General features: G+C 68.0%; 13 protein-coding genes. 9 read left to right on the forward strand and 4 right to left on the reverse strand.

The genetic code is table 11. The features are described 5' to 3' along the window. Positions 1-56 precede the first annotated feature (56 nt). The 4 genes from ENSA5_RS38345 (at position 57) to ENSA5_RS38355 (ending at position 5,091) form a co-directional block, all read left to right on the forward strand. Entirely contained in the window at positions 57-938 is an 882-nt protein-coding gene (locus ENSA5_RS38345; protein WP_106394599.1) for a hypothetical protein, read from the forward strand. A gap of 2 nt (positions 939-940) precedes the next feature. Beyond that, positions 941-2,488 carry a lipopolysaccharide biosynthesis protein gene (locus ENSA5_RS38350; RefSeq protein WP_106394600.1) on the forward strand — a complete coding sequence of 516 codons (1,548 nt, stop codon included), beginning with the start codon at positions 941-943 and terminating at the stop codon, positions 2,486-2,488. 294 nt (positions 2,489-2,782) lie between these two features. Then, positions 2,783-3,358: a hypothetical protein gene (locus tag ENSA5_RS27165; protein WP_106394601.1), complete on the forward strand. Its 576-nt coding sequence runs from the start codon at positions 2,783-2,785 to the stop codon at positions 3,356-3,358. A gap of 23 nt (positions 3,359-3,381) precedes the next feature. Further along, a complete protein-coding gene (locus tag ENSA5_RS38355) occupies positions 3,382-5,091 on the forward strand; it encodes a hypothetical protein (RefSeq protein ID WP_181198189.1) in 1,710 nt (569 codons plus the stop codon). 370 nt (positions 5,092-5,461) lie between these two features. Here the strand turns inward: ENSA5_RS38355 and ENSA5_RS27175 are convergent, their stop codons facing one another. Further along, a complete protein-coding gene (locus ENSA5_RS27175) occupies positions 5,462-6,376 on the reverse strand; it encodes a TlpA family protein disulfide reductase (protein WP_146156171.1) in 915 nt (304 codons plus the stop codon). 521 nt (positions 6,377-6,897) lie between these two features. Here ENSA5_RS27175 and ENSA5_RS27180 point away from each other — a divergent pair. From ENSA5_RS27180 to ENSA5_RS27195, 4 genes are all read left to right on the forward strand, one after another. Beyond that, positions 6,898-8,697: a hypothetical protein gene (locus ENSA5_RS27180; RefSeq protein ID WP_106394603.1), complete on the forward strand. Its 1,800-nt coding sequence runs from the start codon at positions 6,898-6,900 to the stop codon at positions 8,695-8,697. A gap of 35 nt (positions 8,698-8,732) precedes the next feature. Continuing rightward, the gene (locus tag ENSA5_RS27185; RefSeq protein WP_106394604.1) at positions 8,733-10,229 is read left to right on the forward strand and encodes an OmpA family protein; all 1,497 of its coding nucleotides are present in this window, start codon (positions 8,733-8,735) and stop codon (positions 10,227-10,229) included. Positions 10,230-10,735: 506 nt separating this feature from the next. Further along, positions 10,736-11,509 carry a hypothetical protein gene (locus tag ENSA5_RS27190; RefSeq protein ID WP_106394605.1) on the forward strand — a complete coding sequence of 258 codons (774 nt, stop codon included), beginning with the start codon at positions 10,736-10,738 and terminating at the stop codon, positions 11,507-11,509. A 173-nt stretch (positions 11,510-11,682) separates the two neighbouring features. Continuing rightward, the gene (locus ENSA5_RS27195) at positions 11,683-12,033 is read left to right on the forward strand and encodes a hypothetical protein (RefSeq protein ID WP_106394606.1); all 351 of its coding nucleotides are present in this window, start codon (positions 11,683-11,685) and stop codon (positions 12,031-12,033) included. Positions 12,034-12,808: 775 nt separating this feature from the next. On the opposite strand, the gene ENSA5_RS27200 is transcribed toward ENSA5_RS27195, so the two are convergent. From ENSA5_RS27200 to ENSA5_RS27210, 3 genes are all read right to left on the reverse strand, one after another. Beyond that, positions 12,809-13,723, reverse strand: a complete 915-nt coding sequence (locus ENSA5_RS27200; protein WP_106394607.1) for a hypothetical protein — start codon at positions 13,721-13,723, stop codon at positions 12,809-12,811. Between the two features lie 292 nt (positions 13,724-14,015). Next, positions 14,016-14,534, reverse strand: a complete 519-nt coding sequence (locus ENSA5_RS27205; protein ID WP_181198190.1) for a P-loop nucleotide/nucleoside kinase family protein — start codon at positions 14,532-14,534, stop codon at positions 14,016-14,018. 165 nt (positions 14,535-14,699) lie between these two features. Further along, complete coding sequence (locus ENSA5_RS27210; protein ID WP_219906872.1) at positions 14,700-15,761, reverse strand: Rieske 2Fe-2S domain-containing protein; 1,062 nt, start codon at positions 15,759-15,761, stop codon at positions 14,700-14,702. Positions 15,762-15,942: 181 nt separating this feature from the next. On the opposite strand from ENSA5_RS27210, the gene ENSA5_RS27215 reads away from it, so the two are divergent. Then, the gene (locus ENSA5_RS27215) at positions 15,943-16,770 is read left to right on the forward strand and encodes a thioesterase II family protein (RefSeq protein WP_106394610.1); all 828 of its coding nucleotides are present in this window, start codon (positions 15,943-15,945) and stop codon (positions 16,768-16,770) included. Positions 16,771-16,776: the final 6 nt, after the last annotated feature.

A 16,776-nucleotide genomic window follows, 5' to 3' on the forward strand; every position in this document is an offset into this window, starting at 1 on the left:
CGGCGCAGATTATCCTAGAGTCTGGCCCCCCGCGAATCCGGCGGGCCCAGCCGATCATGTTCGCCGAGAACCGCCACTACGGACACGCCGCGATCTTGCTGTCCTACTGTGGGTTGCCCGCGCGTACGCGGATCCCCGTGCGCCTTCAGCACGGCTGGCAGCCCGGGGTGGGCATGCGCGCCCGCGACATGGAGCAGCCGGGGCCGAAGATCGTGTGGTCGAGCCGCAACCTCGAGCGCGCGCGCGAGGCCGACTACCGGGGGCCGGTCGCGATCGGCGCGCCGTGGCTGTACATGCCCGAGACCCTCGACCCCGGGCCCGACCATCCGCGCAGCGTGCTCGTCGTGCCCTTCCACGGCTGGGAGAAGGAGCGCCTCGACGGGAGCATGAGCGACTACGCGAGCGCGCTCGAGCAGCTCGAGGCCGAGGGCTTCGGGCCGATCACCGTGTGCCTATACTGGTTCGAGTACGAGCAACCCGCGCTGCGCGAGGTGTTCGAGCGCCGCGGGTTTGCGACCACGACCATGGGTCACCGCAACGACAACCCGGAGTTTCTCCGGCGGCAGCGCGCGCTGATCCAGCGCCACGCCTTCGTGAGCTCCAACCGCGTGAGCACGGCGACCTTCTACGCGCTCGAGGCCGGGCGCCCGTTTTTTCTTCACGGTCCGGTCACGGGCTTGAGCGCGTCCGACGACCCGAGCGGCGAGCAATTCGATCGCTGGCAGCGCGAGACCTTCCCCGAGCTGACCCGGGCGCGCTTCGACGAGCGGCCCAGGCGGGCGCTCGGCGGGGCCGAGCTCGGGGCCGAGCACAAGCGCTCGCCGGAGGCGCTGCGCGATCTGCTGCTGCTCGGGCCCGAGCATCGCGGGGCGCGGACGAAGCTTCGCCTCGCCCGGCGGGCGCACGACCTGGGCCAGCTGCTGCGGGCGGGCCGCTGACGATGAGCGAGACGTCCACGACACAAGACTCCTCGCGCGAGCGGATCGGGCGGCTGTTCAAGAACACGGGCATCTACGCCCTCGGCCAGGTCGGCCTCCAGATCCTCGCCGCGCTCCTGACCGCGATCCTGACCTGGTTTTTGGTCCCCGCGGAGCTCGGCCTGTGGTCGCTGGCCATGATGCTGCTCACGGGCTTCATGCACCTGTGCAACCCGGGCCTGCACGGCTCGGTCACCCGCTTCTTCTTCGACCACGAGCACGACGAGGTCGCCAAGCAGCGCTTTCAGGGCACGGTGCTCTCGTTCTTGTTGCTCTGGTCCTTCGGCCTGTGCGTGGTAGCGACCTTCACGGGGCCGTCGCTGTTCGACGCGCTGTTCAACGAGCTGCCGTTTTGGCCCTACGGCGCCCTGGTCGTGTGGATGGCCTTCCTCGGGGTGCTCGGCGTGGTGCCGCGGGCGATCTGGGTCGCGTCGGAGCGCTCGACCTCCTTCGTCGGGGTCAACATGCTGGGCTCGGCGGTCAACGTGGTCGGCTCGCTGGGTCTGGTCGCGCTCACGGGCCTGGGCGTGCTCGGGCTGTTCTACGCCCGCGCGGCCAGCTTGATCGTCCTGGCGATCCCCTTCGTGATCTACTCGTGGCGCCACGTGAAGCTGGCGTGGAGCTGGGTCGACCTGCGCGCGGCGCTGAGCTTCTCGCTCCCGCTCGTGCCCCACCTGATCGCGCACTGGATCCTGGGCATGTCGGACCGCTTCATCATCGAGCGCCACTATGCTCACCTCGGGCCAGAGGGGGCCGCGAGCGGAGTCGAGACTGCGGCCGAGCTCGGCGCCGAAGGGAGCGCGAGCCTGGGCCTGGCCGCGGTCGGCATCTACAGCGCGGGCTACGTGTTCATGGAGGCGGTCAACCTGATCGCCGCCTCGATGAACAACGCCTGGGTCCCGCAGTTCACCCGCGCTCACGGGCAGGCTGACCAGCGCCCCTTCGTCGCCCGCTCGATCACCTACTTCATGCTCGCGGTCGGCTCGATGAGCGCGGCCATGGTCGTGCTCTCGCCGACGATCGTGCGCGTGCTGTTCAAGGCCAAGTACGCGTTCGCGGCCGAGCTCGCGCCGATCCTGGCCCTCGGGGGGCTGTTTCAGGGCCTCTACTACGTGTTCGTGGCGGTGCTCTTCTACTACAAGGCCAACCGCCTGGTCCCGGTCATCACGATCGTCAGCGGAGCGGTCAACGTCGCGCTCAACCTGCTGTGGCTGCCCAAGTACGGCCTCCTCGGCGCGGCGTGGGCCACGGTCGTCGGCTACGCGGTGCTGGTCGTGGGCTTTGGCCTGGCCGCGCGACGCTTTCAGATGCCGAGCTTCGAGGGCGGGCGACTGGCTCGGATCGCCGGGGTCTTGGTCGTGGTCGCGCTCGGGGGCTTGCTCATCGATGGACGACTGACGCTGTGGGTGGAGCTCGCGGTCAAGCTCGCGCTGCTCGGTGGTGGGGCGCTGGCGCTGTGGAGGCTCGGCGTGTTCGCGGCGCGACTCCCCGCGGCGGCTTTGGACGACTGAATTGAGGCCCTGGGAGTCGTTTCGGAGGTGCTCTTCGTACGGCGATACCCCGAACTCGGACCTCCTGCCGCCTTTTGGCGCTCTGCTCTTTGCGGGGGGGGCCCCGCTCCGAAGCGCTGGGCGACAGCTTGGGCACGACCGAGGCGCTGCGGATTCGACCCGCCTGCGCCCGGACGCCCATCGTGCCCTTTCGATCACCGACGCGAGCGCAACCATTGTTCCGATCTTGGCCGAGCCCGCCGTTGCAAATCGCTACGGTGGCCTGGGTACTTTTGACACTTATACTTGCACCGCATGCCTTCGGTCCGCGACGAGCAGCTCCTCGCCAGCATCCGCGTCGGTGATCGAGCGGCGGTCCACGCCCTCGGGGAGCTGATCCGCGAGGCCCTGCGCGAGCTCGACATCCCCGGCGTCTCCGATGCTCGCGGGCGCCTCGACGGGGTCGTCGTCCCGCTGCGCGCGCGGATGCTCGAGCGCATCAGCGCCCCGGACTTCGAGCTGCGCGGCTCGCTGCGCGCGTACATCATGACCTTCGTCGCGCTGCGCCGCGACGAGCTCGAGCCGGGCGCGCCGCCGACGGGGCTGCGGCGGCTCACGCAGGCCGATCCCAACGCCCTCGCCAAGGCCGTGAGCGCGGCGCTGCACAAGCTGACCCAGAGCCACAGCCCCGATGTCCGCGAGCTCGCCCACACCTGGCTGGCGCTGGCCGAGGAGGGCGCGTCGCTCGACGTCCGCAGCGGTCACGAGACCGCGCGGATGCTCAAGACCGCCTCGCCGATGCTCGCGCGCAGGACCGACGGCGAGTTCGCCGGGGCGCTCCGGGCGTTCCGAACCATGCTGGGCTACGAGCTCGGGAAGCTCGGGTTTTGAGCGGGCACTGAGCGAGGAGCACCATGCAAGCCACCGCGCGAGACATTCTGTTGCTGGCCGCCGAGGACGCGTTCGAGTTCGAGCGTTGGCGCGACGCCGGGCCGACCACCGCCGACATCGACCCCGAGACCCGCGCGGCCGAGATCGCCGAGTTCGAAGCTCTCGGCATCCCGATGCCCTCGGAGCTCGACAGCCTCCGCCGCGAGCTCGAGCACGCGCCCAAGGTCCGTGAAGCGATCCGGACCTCGGCGGTCGCAATGCGGCGCAGCGGGCGGGCGTCGGCCTCGGCGCTGGTCGCCCTCGGGCCACAGCAGCTCATGCATCCCGGCGCGCGCGTGCCCTGGGGCTGGCCGGGCGGGGCGATGATCGACCCGCGCCTGGCGGCCGCCATGGACCCGCGGGTCGTCGCTCAGATGGGGGCCCAGATGGGGGCCCAGATGGGGGCGAACATGGGGGCGAACATGGGCGCGTACCCGGGGCCGGGGGCGCCGAGCGAGGACGAGCGCGGCGAGGAAGGCGGGCCCAGGCCCCGGGCTCGTCGCTCGCGCGAGCGCAAGGTCGCCGCGGCGACGGTCGTGGCCGATGACGGCCCGCTCGACGCCGAGGTCGTCGACTACGACGAGGACGACGACGACGACGAGGACGAGCTCCTCGCCGAGCGGGAGCGGGAGCGGGAGCGGCGGGCCAAGAAGCGGCGCGCCGAGGCTCGCAGGGCTCGGGCCGCGCGGGCCCGCGACTGGGACGAGGACGAGCTCGACGAGGACGAGGACGACGATGAGTTCGACTCGATGGTTGCGATGCCGGTCCGCGTGGGCGGGGTCGATCGCAACACGTGGTTGCTCGCGGGGGTCTCGGCGGTCGCTGTGTTTGCGCTGCTGTGGATCGCCTTCGGCGACAACGACAAGGACCAAGAAGCCGCCGCCGTCGCGGACCCGAACGCCCAGGAGGTCGCCCAGCAGCAGCAGCCGCTTCCCCAGCCTCCGCCCCAGCCCGCGCCCGCGCCCGCGCCCGCGCTCGATCCCAACACGGGCTTGCCCTACGGCCAGGCGCCCGCGCCGGTCGCCGACGCCCCCGGGCTCGCGGGGCGCCGCCGGGGTGGTCGTGGGGGCGGCGTGCGTGGGTCTTCGGGCGGCGGGAGCTCCAGCCCCGCGAGCGGTGGCGATGCGTTGACGACCTTCGGAGAGTTCCAGAAGGTGCCGGGTCCGCCGGGGATGGGGCCGGCGGCAGGGGCGCCGCCCGCGACGACGGCGGCAGGGGCGCCGCCCGCGACGACGGCGGCAGGGGCGCCGCCCGCGGCGGCGGCAGCTGGGACGCCCGCGGCGCCCGGCGGAGCGCCACCGCCTGCATCCGCACCCGCTGGCGAGGCTCAGCCGGCCGCCCAAGCCGCGACGCCGCCCGCGGCCGGTGGCGAGACCAAGCCGGCCGAGCCGCCCAAGCCCGAGGAGCCTCTGATCAAGAAGTCGAAGATGACCCCAGCGCAGCGCCAGGCCGCGACCAAGAAGGCGCCGGAGCTGTTCACGTGCATCGAGGACGCGAGGGTCGGAAAGCCGGACCTCGCGGGCAGGATCGACTTCGTGATCAGCGTCGATCAAGACGGCGTGGTGACCAAGGTCAAGGTCGCCAAGGACCCGGTCGGCTACGGCGTGGCCAAGTGCGCGGCCAAGAAGATTCGCCGCTGGATCCTGCCGGGCTCCGGAGTCCCGCAGATCTTCGACCTGCCCTTCGCCTTCTAATCAAAAAAGGCCCCTCGCTGCGGCGGCGAAGCCCCCTCCGCTCACCCCAAACGCTCGCCTTGCGGCTCGTACTCGCCCTAAACCATTCAGCAGGATCACGGAGCCGTGATGGCTCGCGGAGCCGGCCGCGGTCGGGGACCGAAGCGTTGGCCATTCACGGGGTTCACCCTGGAACATTTCGGACTCGAACAGCTCGAGGAGCACGAGTCGCTCATCGAAGAGGCGTTTGCGAGGATCGCGAGCGACCCGACGAGTGGCCGCTTGGCGACCAGAGCTGCAAGCAGGCGTTCGACCACGGCACATCGGTCCGCGCTGTCGCCACGGGCTGCTAGATCTGTGTAGACGGTCGGATCGACCCGCCCGAGCCAGGCTACAGATACTCGTCGACCAGCGAGAGCGGGAAGAAGGGGTCCGCGTTGGCGCCCGCGTAGGCCCAGAACTCGATCGCCATGACCGGGTCGACCAGGAAGAAGAAGGGGAACTGCCCGCTGCCGTAGCGATCGAGCACCTGCTGGGTGTCGTCGACGAAGATCGGGATCTTGTCGTCGGGATGCATGCTCGCCCAGGTCTCGGCGTCGGCCAGGGTCGGCGCGTCGCCTTGGGCGTCCTGGACCATGTAGGTCACCCAAAACACCCGGCCTTCCTGGACCTTCTCGCGGACCGTGGGATAGGCCTCTTGCAGCGAGGCGGTGCTCGGGCTGTCGACCCCGGAGATCCAGTCGGCGGCGTTGTGGCAGGGCCCGCACCACTGGGCCGCGACGTCCATGACGAAGAAGGTGGGCGAGTTGGTCGGGTTGTCCGTGAAGTTGGCGAAGTCGTAGATCTCGACGGTGTCGCCGTGCTGGTCGAGGAAGCTCGCGCGGGGAAACTGGCTCCCGAGCGCGTGGCTGGCCGTCGCCCAGGTGCCCTGCTCGAGCTCGTCCTTGTTGGGGTTGTAGGGCCAAAAGCCGACGTAGATCCGGCTCTCGTAGTCGAGGGGGTCGGTGCCCTCGGTGACCTCCCAGCTGTCCCAGTAGGTGTCGTCGTCGCTGTCGGCCTTGTTGGGATCGGTGCCGAGCTCGTCTTCTTCGGCGTTGGTCAGGCCGTCGCCGTCGGGGTCGTCGGGATCCACGCCCTCGTCCGTGCCCGTGTCGGACTCGTCGTCGCCGTCGCCGTCGCTGTCGCTGTCACCCTCGGCGCCCGTCTCCGCGTCAGAGGCGAGGGGGTCGGGGTCCGGGTTTTCGCAAGCGAAGCACAGCGCCAGGGCGGCGAGGGGGGTCAAAGAGACGAGTCGTTGGAAATTCATGAGTATCCTCGCGCAAACCGATGGCGCAGCCGTGAACAGATAGTGTCCGAGTTTGCTGTGGCCTTGTCGAGCGGGCTCGGTCGGTGAGACAGCGCCAAATTTGACTAGGCAGGGGTTTGCGCGTGGCCGGGCCGAGCGCGCTCGCCATGCTCCATGAAGTGGGCCGAGCGCTCGTCCTCGTCGAGGACGAAGCACCGCTCCGCACGGGCATCTGCGTGCTCGAGCCGCAGGCTGAGTCGCGGTGCGGGATCGTGGCTCGGACGTGGCGACCGAGCTCCTCCCACGCGTGTCCGAGCCCCTCGCCCGCGGCCAACGCGAGTCCGAAAGGACAGTCGCAGGTACCGGGGCTAATCTGGCGGTAATGGTGGGCTAGAGGGCGAAATCGACCGAACGGTGAAACTCATTTCCGAGTGGGAACTGAGCTTGCATCCAGGTCGAAAAAAAAAGTGGATTTTTGCCAGAGAGTCGGTGAGTTTCGGGCGCCCGGCGTCCGATCAGGCGCCGACATTGGCGGAGCAACCATGAACCGAACGAACTTCCGAACCCTTGGCCTCTTTGGCCTGACCCTGGCAACCACGATCTCGACCGGCTGCGGTGATCCTTGCCTCGACGACGGCCGCGGCAAGCCTGGTGCGGTCTGCGAGCAAGATGGTGCTGATGGCAACGAGACCGGCACGACCGACGGGACCGGGACCGGGACCGACGACGCCGACGACGCCGAGGCCGGGAGCGAGAGCGCTGAGACTTCGGGCGGCGACATCTGGTGCACCGACGACGACATGGACGGCTACGGCGATCCCGAAGAGTGCGAAGAGATCCCCGCTGGCGAGGACCCCCCGGCCGGCTCGGTGCCCGAGGCGATGGCGACCGACTGTGATGACGAGGACGCCAACACCTTCCCGGGCGCGGCCGAGCTCGACGATCCGGCCGACGCGTGCATGACCGACGCCGACGACGACGGCTGGGGCGACGAAACGCCCAGCAACCCCAACGCGGTGCCCGGTTCCGACTGCAACGACGACAACGTCAACGCCTTCCCGGGCGCGGCCGAGAACGAAGACCCGCCCGACGCGTGCATGGAGGACGACGACATGGACGGCTGGGGCGACTCGGAGCCCAGCGGCAGCGGCTCGACGATCCCCGGCCTCGACTGCGACGACGCCGTGTTTAACATGGAGGCCTGCGTTCTCTGGTGCGAGGACCTCGACATGGACGGCTACGGCAACCCCGAGGTCTGCGTGGTCCTGCCCGCCGAGGAGGCGCCTGAGGGCTACGTCGAGGACAACACCGACTGCCTCGACACCGACGCCAACGCGTTCCCGGGCGCGGCCGAGAACGACGATCCCGACGCGTGCATGCTCGACGCCGACCACGACGGCTGGGGCGACACCGACCCGCCCGAGGGCGTCGCGCCGGGCCGCGACTGCGACGACGCCGACGAGGGTCGGGTCGTCTGCGTCGACGCTAGCCCGGGCTGCGTCGACACCTCGCAGGGCCTCGAGGCCCCGCTGATGTCGGTTGCGACGGGTGGCGACGGCAACTACGTGTTCGCGTGGACGCCGGTCGAGACCCTCGACGATCCGAGCCTCCAAAACCCGACCGCGACCCCGGACGAGATCACGACCTACACGGTCACCGCGACCGACGGCGCGATGAACATGGACTCGGACGAGATCACCGTCCACCTGACCGACAAGGCGTGGGTGCTCGGGGGTCAAGACGCCGAGTGTGAGGCCGTCGGCTTCCTCGGCGCCCCCGCGGATCACAGCGTCTCAGTTGACGGGGAGCAGGTCTGCACGACCTCGAACTCCGACCCGACGGCGTACATCTGCCCGATCGTCCACCAGGAGACCCGGATCACCGGGACCATGGTCGTGACCGACGACGACAACGACGACGACATCGTCGGCTTCGTCTGGGGCTGGCAGGACACGAACCAGTTCTACATGTTGCAGTGGAAGAAGACCTACCAGAACTGGTTCGGCTGCGAAGGCCTGGCGGGCATGACGGTTCGCAAGTTCGACGCCGTGGGCGCGTTCGAAAACGCCGACTTCGCCTGCGAGACCGACACGGCCAACCAGACGGTGCTGCTGAGCCCCGACGACATCTACGACGCCGGCTGGGTCGAGGGCACCGAGTACGGTGTCGAGATCCTCTACGACCTGACCCAGACCGAGATCACGATCACGGACCTGTCCGACAACTCCGAGGTCACGAGCTTCGTGGTCCTGGATGATAGCTATCCCAGCGGAAAGTTTGGGACCTACGACTTCTCGCAGAAGAACGCGTGCAACGGACCCTGGCAGTCGAGCTGCCTCTAACGCGTGACGACGACGACCACTCTCGAGTGACAACAATGACTCTTCGACCTTTCGGAATCTCCATCCTCTGCGCGCTCACTCTCCCCAGCCTCGCGCTCGCGGCTCCGCCCGAGGACGATGGCGGCGCTGGCGTCTCGATCGGGGCTGACGCCTCGCTCGACGCCGATGACGGCTCGGCCGAGGCCGACGGCGACGCGTCGGCCGATGCCGACGGCGAGGCCGCAGCCGACGAGCCCGCGACCGACGAGCCCGCGCAATCGACCGACGGCGACAAGAAGCCGTGGATCAAGCGCTGGGCTCCCGAGCGCAACATGCTCGAGGTTGGCATCTACGGCGGCGTGTTGCTGCCGACGCCCAACCACGAGCTGTTCATGCCCGACCTCGGCCTGCCCGAGCAGGGCTTCAAGCCCCTCGGCGCCGTCGCCCCGGACCTCGGCGCCCGGGTCGGCTACTACCCGCTGCGCTTCTTCGGCGTCGAGGCCGAGGGCGGGGTCATGCCCGCGAGCCTGCGCGACGAGGACCGCGGAGCGCTGCTGTACACCGTCCGCGGCCACCTCGTCGGCCAGCTCGGGCTGTGGAGCATCACGCCCTTCGTGCTCGTCGGCGCGGGCGGGCTCGGGGTCTCGAGCCCGCGCGAGGCGCTCGGCAAGGACATCGACCCGGCCCTGCACTTTGGTGGCGGCGCGAAGTTCTACATCAACCAGTACCTGATGCTGCGCCTCGATATCCGCGACGTCGTGTCCTACAAGAGCGGCGTCGAGAACGTGTTCGTCTCGCACAGCCCCGAGATCCTGCTCGGGCTGTCGTTCACGCTGCGGCCCAAGAAGGACGAGCCCCGGCCCGAGCCCAAGCCCGCGCCCAGCGATCGTGACGGCGACGGCTTCATCGACTCCGAGGACACCTGCCCGGACGAGGCCGAGACCTTCAACGAGTACCAGGACGAGGACGGCTGCCCCGAGTCCGATCGCGACGGCGACGGCATGTGGGACGACCAGGACACCTGCCCGGACGAGGCCGAGACCTTCAACGAGTACCAGGACGAGGACGGCTGCCCCGAGTCGGACCGCGACGGCGACGGCCTGTGGGACGAGCAGGACAGCTGCCCCGACGAGCCCGAGACCAGCAACGGCTACCAGGACGAGGACGGCTGCCCCGACGAGGTCCCCAAGGAGGTCCAGGACTTCACGGGCGCGATCAAGGGCATCACCTTCGACACCAACAAGGACACGATCCGCAAGTCGTCGATCAAGATCCTCGACAAGGCGGTCAAGGTGCTCTCGGACAACCCCGAGATCCGCATCAAGATCAGCGGTCACACCGACAGCAAGGGCGACCGCGACCACAACCTCGACCTCTCGAGCCGTCGGGCCGAGGCGGTCAAGAAGTACCTGGTCGAGCACGGCATCAAAGAGTCGCGGATGACGACCGCGGGCTACGGCCCCGACAAGCCGATCGACACCAACGACACCAAGGCCGGGCGCGCGTACAACCGCCGCATCGAGTTCGAGATCATCAAGCGGTCGGGCTCCTAGCCCCCAAACCCGAGAAACGTTCGGCCCCTGAAGCCGGACTCCCAAGCCCTCGCTGACCCAGCGAGGGCTTTTGATTTTGGGAGCCCTCGGAAGCGGCGGGCAACCAGGCATGCCGTCCGTGAGGCGGCCGTACGGCCAAGGCTCGCAGCCCCCGCGGGCGCGGTGGAGATCGGGAGCGATGCTGAACCGTCGCCGTCGGTCGCTGACGATTGCGACGGTCCCCGACAGTCGCTCACGAAGCGGCGCGCCGACCAAACAAGCGACTTTACGATGGCACTCATCTTGCTGAAGGGCTCGGCATGCGTTCAACCAAGCTTGCTTTCACCATCGCCACCCTCATCACGGGAGTCTTCATGCCCAAGCCAGCGCTCGCCGAGACTGGGGACGGTCCGAATCATCTCAGTCTCAGCTGTATGAACGGGCCCGGAAGTTCGACGGAGCGCGCATCGCAAGATCCCTTTCATGTCACGCTCTGGGCGGGGGACTACCTCTATCAATCGGCGAGCATGACTCTCGAGGCACACGACTGCGTCGACGACGATGACTCCAGCTCCCTTGGCTGGTCCTTCGACAGCTGGGGGGACGAGGCCTGGATCACCGACGTGATCATCCAGACCTACTCCGACGACGCGCTGTTCCTCGACTGGCTCAAGCTGAGCTACGTCTGTTCCGGCTCGTTTTGCACGGGCAACACCATCTCCAAGTATGGGGTCACCGGCGGCGATGGCTGGTGCCTCTCGACCGACGCCAATGACGCCAGCGGTTGGTCGAGCTACCTCGATCCGAACGCCGGTTGCCAAGAGGCGTTCCGGTTCGATGTCGACAACGAAAACGCCTATATCACGTCGCCGCTCGAGTGGGTCTACACCGTCAAGCTCGACTGTGGGCGGAGCACGATCGAGAACGAGGGGACCTCCAACGACGTCACCGTGTCGCTGTACGACGGCTCGACGAAGCTCGGCGAGCGGGTCGTCGACTATGCCAGGTGGTGCGAGTACGGCACGTCCTGGGAGTTCTCGAGCGAGAAGCAGCCCGACCGGGTCTACGTCGAGACCAACGGAAGCGACGCCATGTTCATCGACTACGTCACGCTGTGGGAGTACAGCGAGGCCGACCACTACGACAAGATCAAGACCTGGGGACAGGACGGGGGGAACGGCTGGTGCCTGTCGACCGACCCCAGCGACTCGAGCGGGGGCTGGGACCCCTACGTGTCCGGGAATTGCGGATACAAGCTCAGGTTTGACACCAGCAACACCGGCGCCGTGGTCTACGAGTAGTTCGCGCTCCCCGGCAGCTTCCAGTCGAGGACGCGGACTGCGACCCCGACTCGATCTGCGTGTTCGAGCACGCCTCGGTGCGTCACGCTCGACTCGCCTTGGTCACGACTCGATCCGAGCCGCGCCGGTGGCCAGCATCCCGCTGGCGCCCGGCTACGGCGGTCGCGGTTGGCTTGTTCGAGCAGGAGGTCGACCTTCAAGAGGTCTACCGCCTCGGCCGCAACTACCGGCTGTTTCGCTTCTTGCCCGAGTTTCGCACCAAGGAGGAGAACCACATCGGCGAGCTGATCCACGGGCCCGAGGGCGAGGTGGCCTACCTCAAGACCTTCCGCCTGTCCGAGGCGCAGATCCGCCGGGGCTACCTGCTGAGCACCCTCGCGCGTCACGACTGGGATCTCGACGCCAGCGCCGAGGCCCTCAACACCTACCGCGGCAACCTCATCCACCGCATCTGCGACGCCGGCCTCGGGATGCTGCTGCGCGCCCACCTGCGTAACCATGGGGACCGGCGGTTTTTCAGGTGAGCCACGCGAGGGCTCGCTCGGGGCTCAGGTCCGGGCATGGAGGTCGTCGGAGACGGTGCCTCGATCGCCGGCGCCCTGCGGGCGGTCGCGCGACGCAAGCGTCGGTGGTCGAGCGTATCCGTGCGCGAAGGCTGGCCGCACGTCGAGCGCGTCGCGGTCGAACGCGAGGAGCTCTCCGCCCTACGGCGCGTGAGACCGGGCTGAGCGATCTGAGCTCGGACCCGCGCGGTTGACGGCAAAACTCAAAAATCTCAGCCTGGGCTGCGCGGTCGGCGGCGAATCTCAGCGGTCTGAGTCGGGACTGCGCAGCTGGCGGCGGATCTGAGAGATCTGAGCCTGGACCTGCGCGGTTGACGGCGAATCTCAAAAATCTCAGCCTGACCCCGCGCGGGTGAGCGAAAATCTGAGCGCGAAGAAGCTGAACCCGCGTAGGTGAGCGAAAATCTGAGCGCGAAGAGGCTGAACCCGCGCGGGTGAGCGAAAATCTGAGCGGGAAGAAGCTGAACCCGCGCGGGTGAGCGAAAATCTGAGCGCGATGAGGCCGAACCCGCGCGGGTGAGCGAAAATCTGAGCGCGATGAGGCCGAACCCGCGCGGGTGACTGGAAATTAAACAAGTCTTCAGTCGGGCGCTCGAAAGTACGCACACGACTGAAGACAGTCTTGGTTCCAAGTCAGCGACGCGGGGTCGGCCTCATCGGTGTCAGATTTTGGCTCACCCGCGCGGGGCCGGGCTCAGAGCGCTCAGCTTCTTCGCTCACCCGCGCGGGTTGGGGCTCACTCCGCGTCCGCGGGCACGACCACCTCGGGCTCGGGCTGGGCATCGGCTTGGGCCTGGGCCTCGGCCTCGAGATCGGCCTGGGCGTCGAGCTCGAGCTCGTCCTCGTCCTCGCTCGACCCCGCACTCGCGGCCCGCGCTCGAGCGCGCTCCCGGAAGCTGATGATCGGTCGGAGCGCGTCCTGGACCCGCTCGAGCGACTCGGGCTCATCGCGGTCGAGGGTGCTGATCACGGCGATCACATACATCTGGATCTTCATCCGCAGGCCGGCCATGAGCTCGCGGAGGTTGACGAGCAGGCCCTGCTCGCGCGCCGAGCGGGCGGTCACCATGGCCTCGTAGCGCTCCTGGCAGTCGTAGAGGGCCTCGAGCAGCCCCGCGCCCGCGAGCTTGTCGAGCTCGTCGCCGAGCTCATCTTCGCTGATGACCTGCAGCAGCGTGGCCATGGCGGTGGCCTGGTCCTCGAACTTGTTGCGGGTGAAGGACAGGCCCTCGGCCCCGAAGACCTTGGCCACGAGCTCGAGCGAGCGCTTGGCCTGCCTCGCCCGCTCGGCATAGTCGACGGTGCTGGCCTCGTCGTTGAGCAGGGGCGCGATCCCGGGCCGGGTATAGGCCGACCACGCCCTGAGTCTCGCATCAAAGCTGATCCAGAGCCCGTCGACGAACTGGTCAAAGGCGACCTCCTCGGCGAGCAGCCGCTGCGAGGCCCCACGATGGCGGCCAGCGAGGGCCCGCTCGAAGGCCTCGAGCTCGGTCCCGACCAGCAACAGCTCGCGCTTGACCTGGGCCTTGGGCTCGGGCGGCGCGACCGTGATCAGGGCCCGGGCCAGCGAGGCGAGGCCGAGCGCGGTCAGGCGCGTGATGGTTTGATATTGCCCGGGGTCGAACTCTTCGAAGGTCGTTGCTTCACTCATGGTGGGCGAACGCTAGCGTGGTTTTTGAGTGGAGCCAGGGTGGCCCAAAATGGGACTGTGACGAGTTTCAAAATGGGACACCTTGGCTGCGGGCCGCGTCACGAGAAGGGGACCAGGCGAATGGTCAGGGTCTCGGACTGCGATCTACGCGGGATCGAGCAGGCGCCCGCGGAACACGAGTCGCATGGGGTCCTCGCAACGTGGGCAGGTCATGATGTCGACGCCGAACATGGGGGACTCGATCGTGGCGGCGCGCCCGTCGACGACGCCCCTGCCACGCAATGAGCGCGAGTCAGCTGTCGATCACGCCCCACGCGTCACGCTCCAGGTCGGTGACGGGTTGCCATGCGTCAGAGGCCAGCTCGAACATCGCAGGCGGGATCTGCTGCATCCCCTCGCCCCCCTCGGCGGTGCGCCTCGCCACCCGCTCACGCCGGAGCTCCCGTGGGGCGTCGACCAGCCGAACGGTCAGCTCGAGGTCGGCGCCGCGGACCGCTTCATAGGCCGCGCGACGCTCGGCGACCCCTACCAGACCGAGCTCGAGGATGACGTCGGTGCCGGTCAGGGCCATCGCAATCGAGGTCTCCAACATCACCGCGCGGCAACGATCGCGGCGCTCGAGGTACCACGCGATGACGCCGTCGCTCGGGCGTGCGTCCGCCCCGTAGAGCCGGACCATCCAGCGGTCAAGATTCAGAAATACCGCGGCCTTGCACGCCGCGAGCTCGCGGCCCAGCGTGCTCTTGCCCGCCCCCACCGGACCGATTAGCAAGGTCACCGTCCCTGCGCTGGTCTCCTCGGTGCGACGCATCCCCAGGCGTCTACCACAGGCGCTCGGTTTTTGTCTCATCGAATGTATGCGGCTGCGTAGATCGTGTTCCATTCATCTGGCTCGAATATGCAGTGATCCCGACCCCGATTGGGAGGACGAAATACGGGCCCGTGCTCGGGCTGGCCTGCTCGTCGGTCCTCTGCGTCAGGTCGGGCGCACGTCGTCAGGCCAGGAGTATTCTCGCAGCGGCTCGCCGAGATCGAGGGCTCGCATCTCGCGCGACCAGATCTTGCGCAGCAAGGAGACCGCGGCGTCCGAGGCCCCGAGTCGATCGAGGGAACGATCGGGGATGACTCCCTGGGAGGTCAGGACCGCGCCATCCTCGATGAACAAGCGATCGCTACGAGGCTCGATATCCTCGAAGCGCATCCGTCCGCTGACGATCGAGTCGATGATCTCGTGGGCAGGCGTCTGCGGTTTGGCCGGGCCGTTGCTTTTGAGGCGATCACGCATTGCTCCGAGGAGGCGCTGTGCCTCGTCTTCGACGGCGGTGACCACGAAGAAGATCCGGTGATGAAAGTCATCGACGGGGACCTGCCACAGGAGCCCGTCGCAGCCCCGCAGGCGCGAGGCGCTGGTCCTGAAGTAGACGCAGTTCGGAGCGATGTAGAGCAGCGCGCGCTTGTCCCCATTGCTGAAGGTGCTGTTGTGCTCGATGCCGTAGGAGGTCTCGTGCGCCGTCAGCAGCGGCATCTCGTCGGCGTACTCCGAGTCCTGGTAGATCGAGTCGCGGTGGACATGGCGCTGGTGCGCGTCGTCGATGACGTTCTCGAGATCGTGAAAATAGTTGAACCTGCGAAAGTCCGAGACGGCGAAGCGCGGGAGGTCGCCCTCGAGCCTGCGCCAGCGCGGCATCGGTGGCGGCTCGCCCTCGCCGAGATACATCCACACGAGGCCGAGGTAGTCCTCGCAGGGGTAGGTATCAATGCGGACTTTGTGTGCGAAGCTCTTTCGCTCGATCGGTTGGTCGACGCACTCGCCCGAGGGCGCGAACTTCCACCCGTGGTAGCGACAGCGCAGGCAGTCATCCTCGACGGTCCCGAGCGACAGGCCAGCCCCACGGTGGGGACAGCGCTCGGCTGTGATCCGCGGCACACCGGTCTCGCTACGGTAGATCGCGAAGTTCTCGCCCATGACCCGCAAGGGCTTGGCTCGCCCTGACTCGAGCTCACGTGACAGGTAGACCGGGTGCCAGTACCGCCGCATCAAGCGACCTGCCAGCGTGTCTCGGTCGGTGTATTCGAATTGACTGTATTGTGGAGCCTTGACCATCGAGCCACGTCCGCGGGCTCGACACACTACTTCGTCCGCGTGTGTCATCCAAGCGTGACGATACGGAGTGTTCCCGTGTTGAAACCAAGGTCGTCGTGTCGATGTAGAACTCACGATGCGGAGCGATTCACAGACACTCGAGGCGTGGGCCTGGTCTTCCTGTAGACTGCGCGCCGCCAGGCGGTACATGACGCCGAACGGTCTCATGAACATCAAAGAAGCGAACCGCTGGCTGAAGCTGTTGCGGCCCTCGACCCGAGCGCGTCGTCGACTGCTCTGTTTCCCCTACGCGGGCGGAGGAGCGACGGTGTTTCAGCCCTGGACTGCGAGCCTGCCCCATGACGTCGAGCTGCGCGTGGTGCAGCTCCCGGGTCGCCAGGAGCGAGGGGCCGAGGCCCCCATGACGCAGCTGCGAGAGATGGTCGAGCGCGTGCTCGAGGCCCTGCAGGCCATCCCCAGCCTACCGTCGACATTGTACGGCCATAGCCTGGGGGGTGTGCTGGCGTTCGAGGTCGCGCGCCGACTGGAGGCTCGGGGGCAGGCACCTCGGCTCGTCGTCGGTGCCTGCCGCCCGCCTCATCACGAGCCCCGACCCGCACAGATCCGCCACCTGCCGAGCGGCGACTTCATCGCGGCGCTCGAGCGCCGCTATGGCACACCAAGCGAGCTTCGCTCGCCACAATTGCAAGAGATCGCGCTCCCGGTCTTGCGTGCCGACATCACCGCGGTCGAGACTCACCGCTTCGAGTCCCAACCAACCTTCGGAGGAGACTTGACCATCCTCGTCGGTCATCGGGACAAGTCGGCCTCGCCCGAACTCGCGGCTGGCTGGCGCGCCCTCACCAAGGGCGCGCTCCGGGTCCACCAGATCGACGGTGGCCACCTCTTCATTGACACTCACTCGGAGTGGGTACGACAGCACGTGTCCCAGCAACTGGGTTGAGCGCAC

Origin of the sequence: Enhygromyxa salina, assembly GCF_002994615.1 — a bacterium.
In the GTDB taxonomy this organism is placed as follows: domain Bacteria; phylum Myxococcota_A; class Polyangia; order Nannocystales; family Nannocystaceae; genus Plesiocystis; species Plesiocystis salina_A.

Bases quoted from the DNA above. Each gene is read 5' to 3' on its own strand.
- ENSA5_RS38345 (WP_106394599.1), top strand. From the start codon at position 57: ATGTTCGCCGAGAACCGCCACTACGGACACGCCGCGATCTTGCTGTCC.
- ENSA5_RS38350 (WP_106394600.1), top strand. From the start codon at position 941: ATGAGCGAGACGTCCACGACACAAGACTCCTCGCGCGAGCGGATCGGG.
- ENSA5_RS27165 (WP_106394601.1), top strand. From the start codon at position 2,783: ATGCCTTCGGTCCGCGACGAGCAGCTCCTCGCCAGCATCCGCGTCGGT.
- ENSA5_RS38355 (WP_181198189.1), top strand. From the start codon at position 3,382: ATGCAAGCCACCGCGCGAGACATTCTGTTGCTGGCCGCCGAGGACGCG.
- ENSA5_RS27175 (WP_146156171.1), bottom strand. From the start codon at position 6,376: ATGAATTTCCAACGACTCGTCTCTTTGACCCCCCTCGCCGCCCTGGCG.
- ENSA5_RS27180 (WP_106394603.1), top strand. From the start codon at position 6,898: ATGAACCGAACGAACTTCCGAACCCTTGGCCTCTTTGGCCTGACCCTG.
- ENSA5_RS27185 (WP_106394604.1), top strand. From the start codon at position 8,733: ATGACTCTTCGACCTTTCGGAATCTCCATCCTCTGCGCGCTCACTCTC.
- ENSA5_RS27190 (WP_106394605.1), top strand. From the start codon at position 10,736: ATGACTCTCGAGGCACACGACTGCGTCGACGACGATGACTCCAGCTCC.
- ENSA5_RS27200 (WP_106394607.1), bottom strand. From the start codon at position 13,723: ATGAGTGAAGCAACGACCTTCGAAGAGTTCGACCCCGGGCAATATCAA.
- ENSA5_RS27205 (WP_181198190.1), bottom strand. From the start codon at position 14,534: ATGCGTCGCACCGAGGAGACCAGCGCAGGGACGGTGACCTTGCTAATC.
- ENSA5_RS27210 (WP_219906872.1), bottom strand. From the start codon at position 15,761: ATGCGGCGGTACTGGCACCCGGTCTACCTGTCACGTGAGCTCGAGTCA.
- ENSA5_RS27215 (WP_106394610.1), top strand. From the start codon at position 15,943: ATGCGGAGCGATTCACAGACACTCGAGGCGTGGGCCTGGTCTTCCTGT.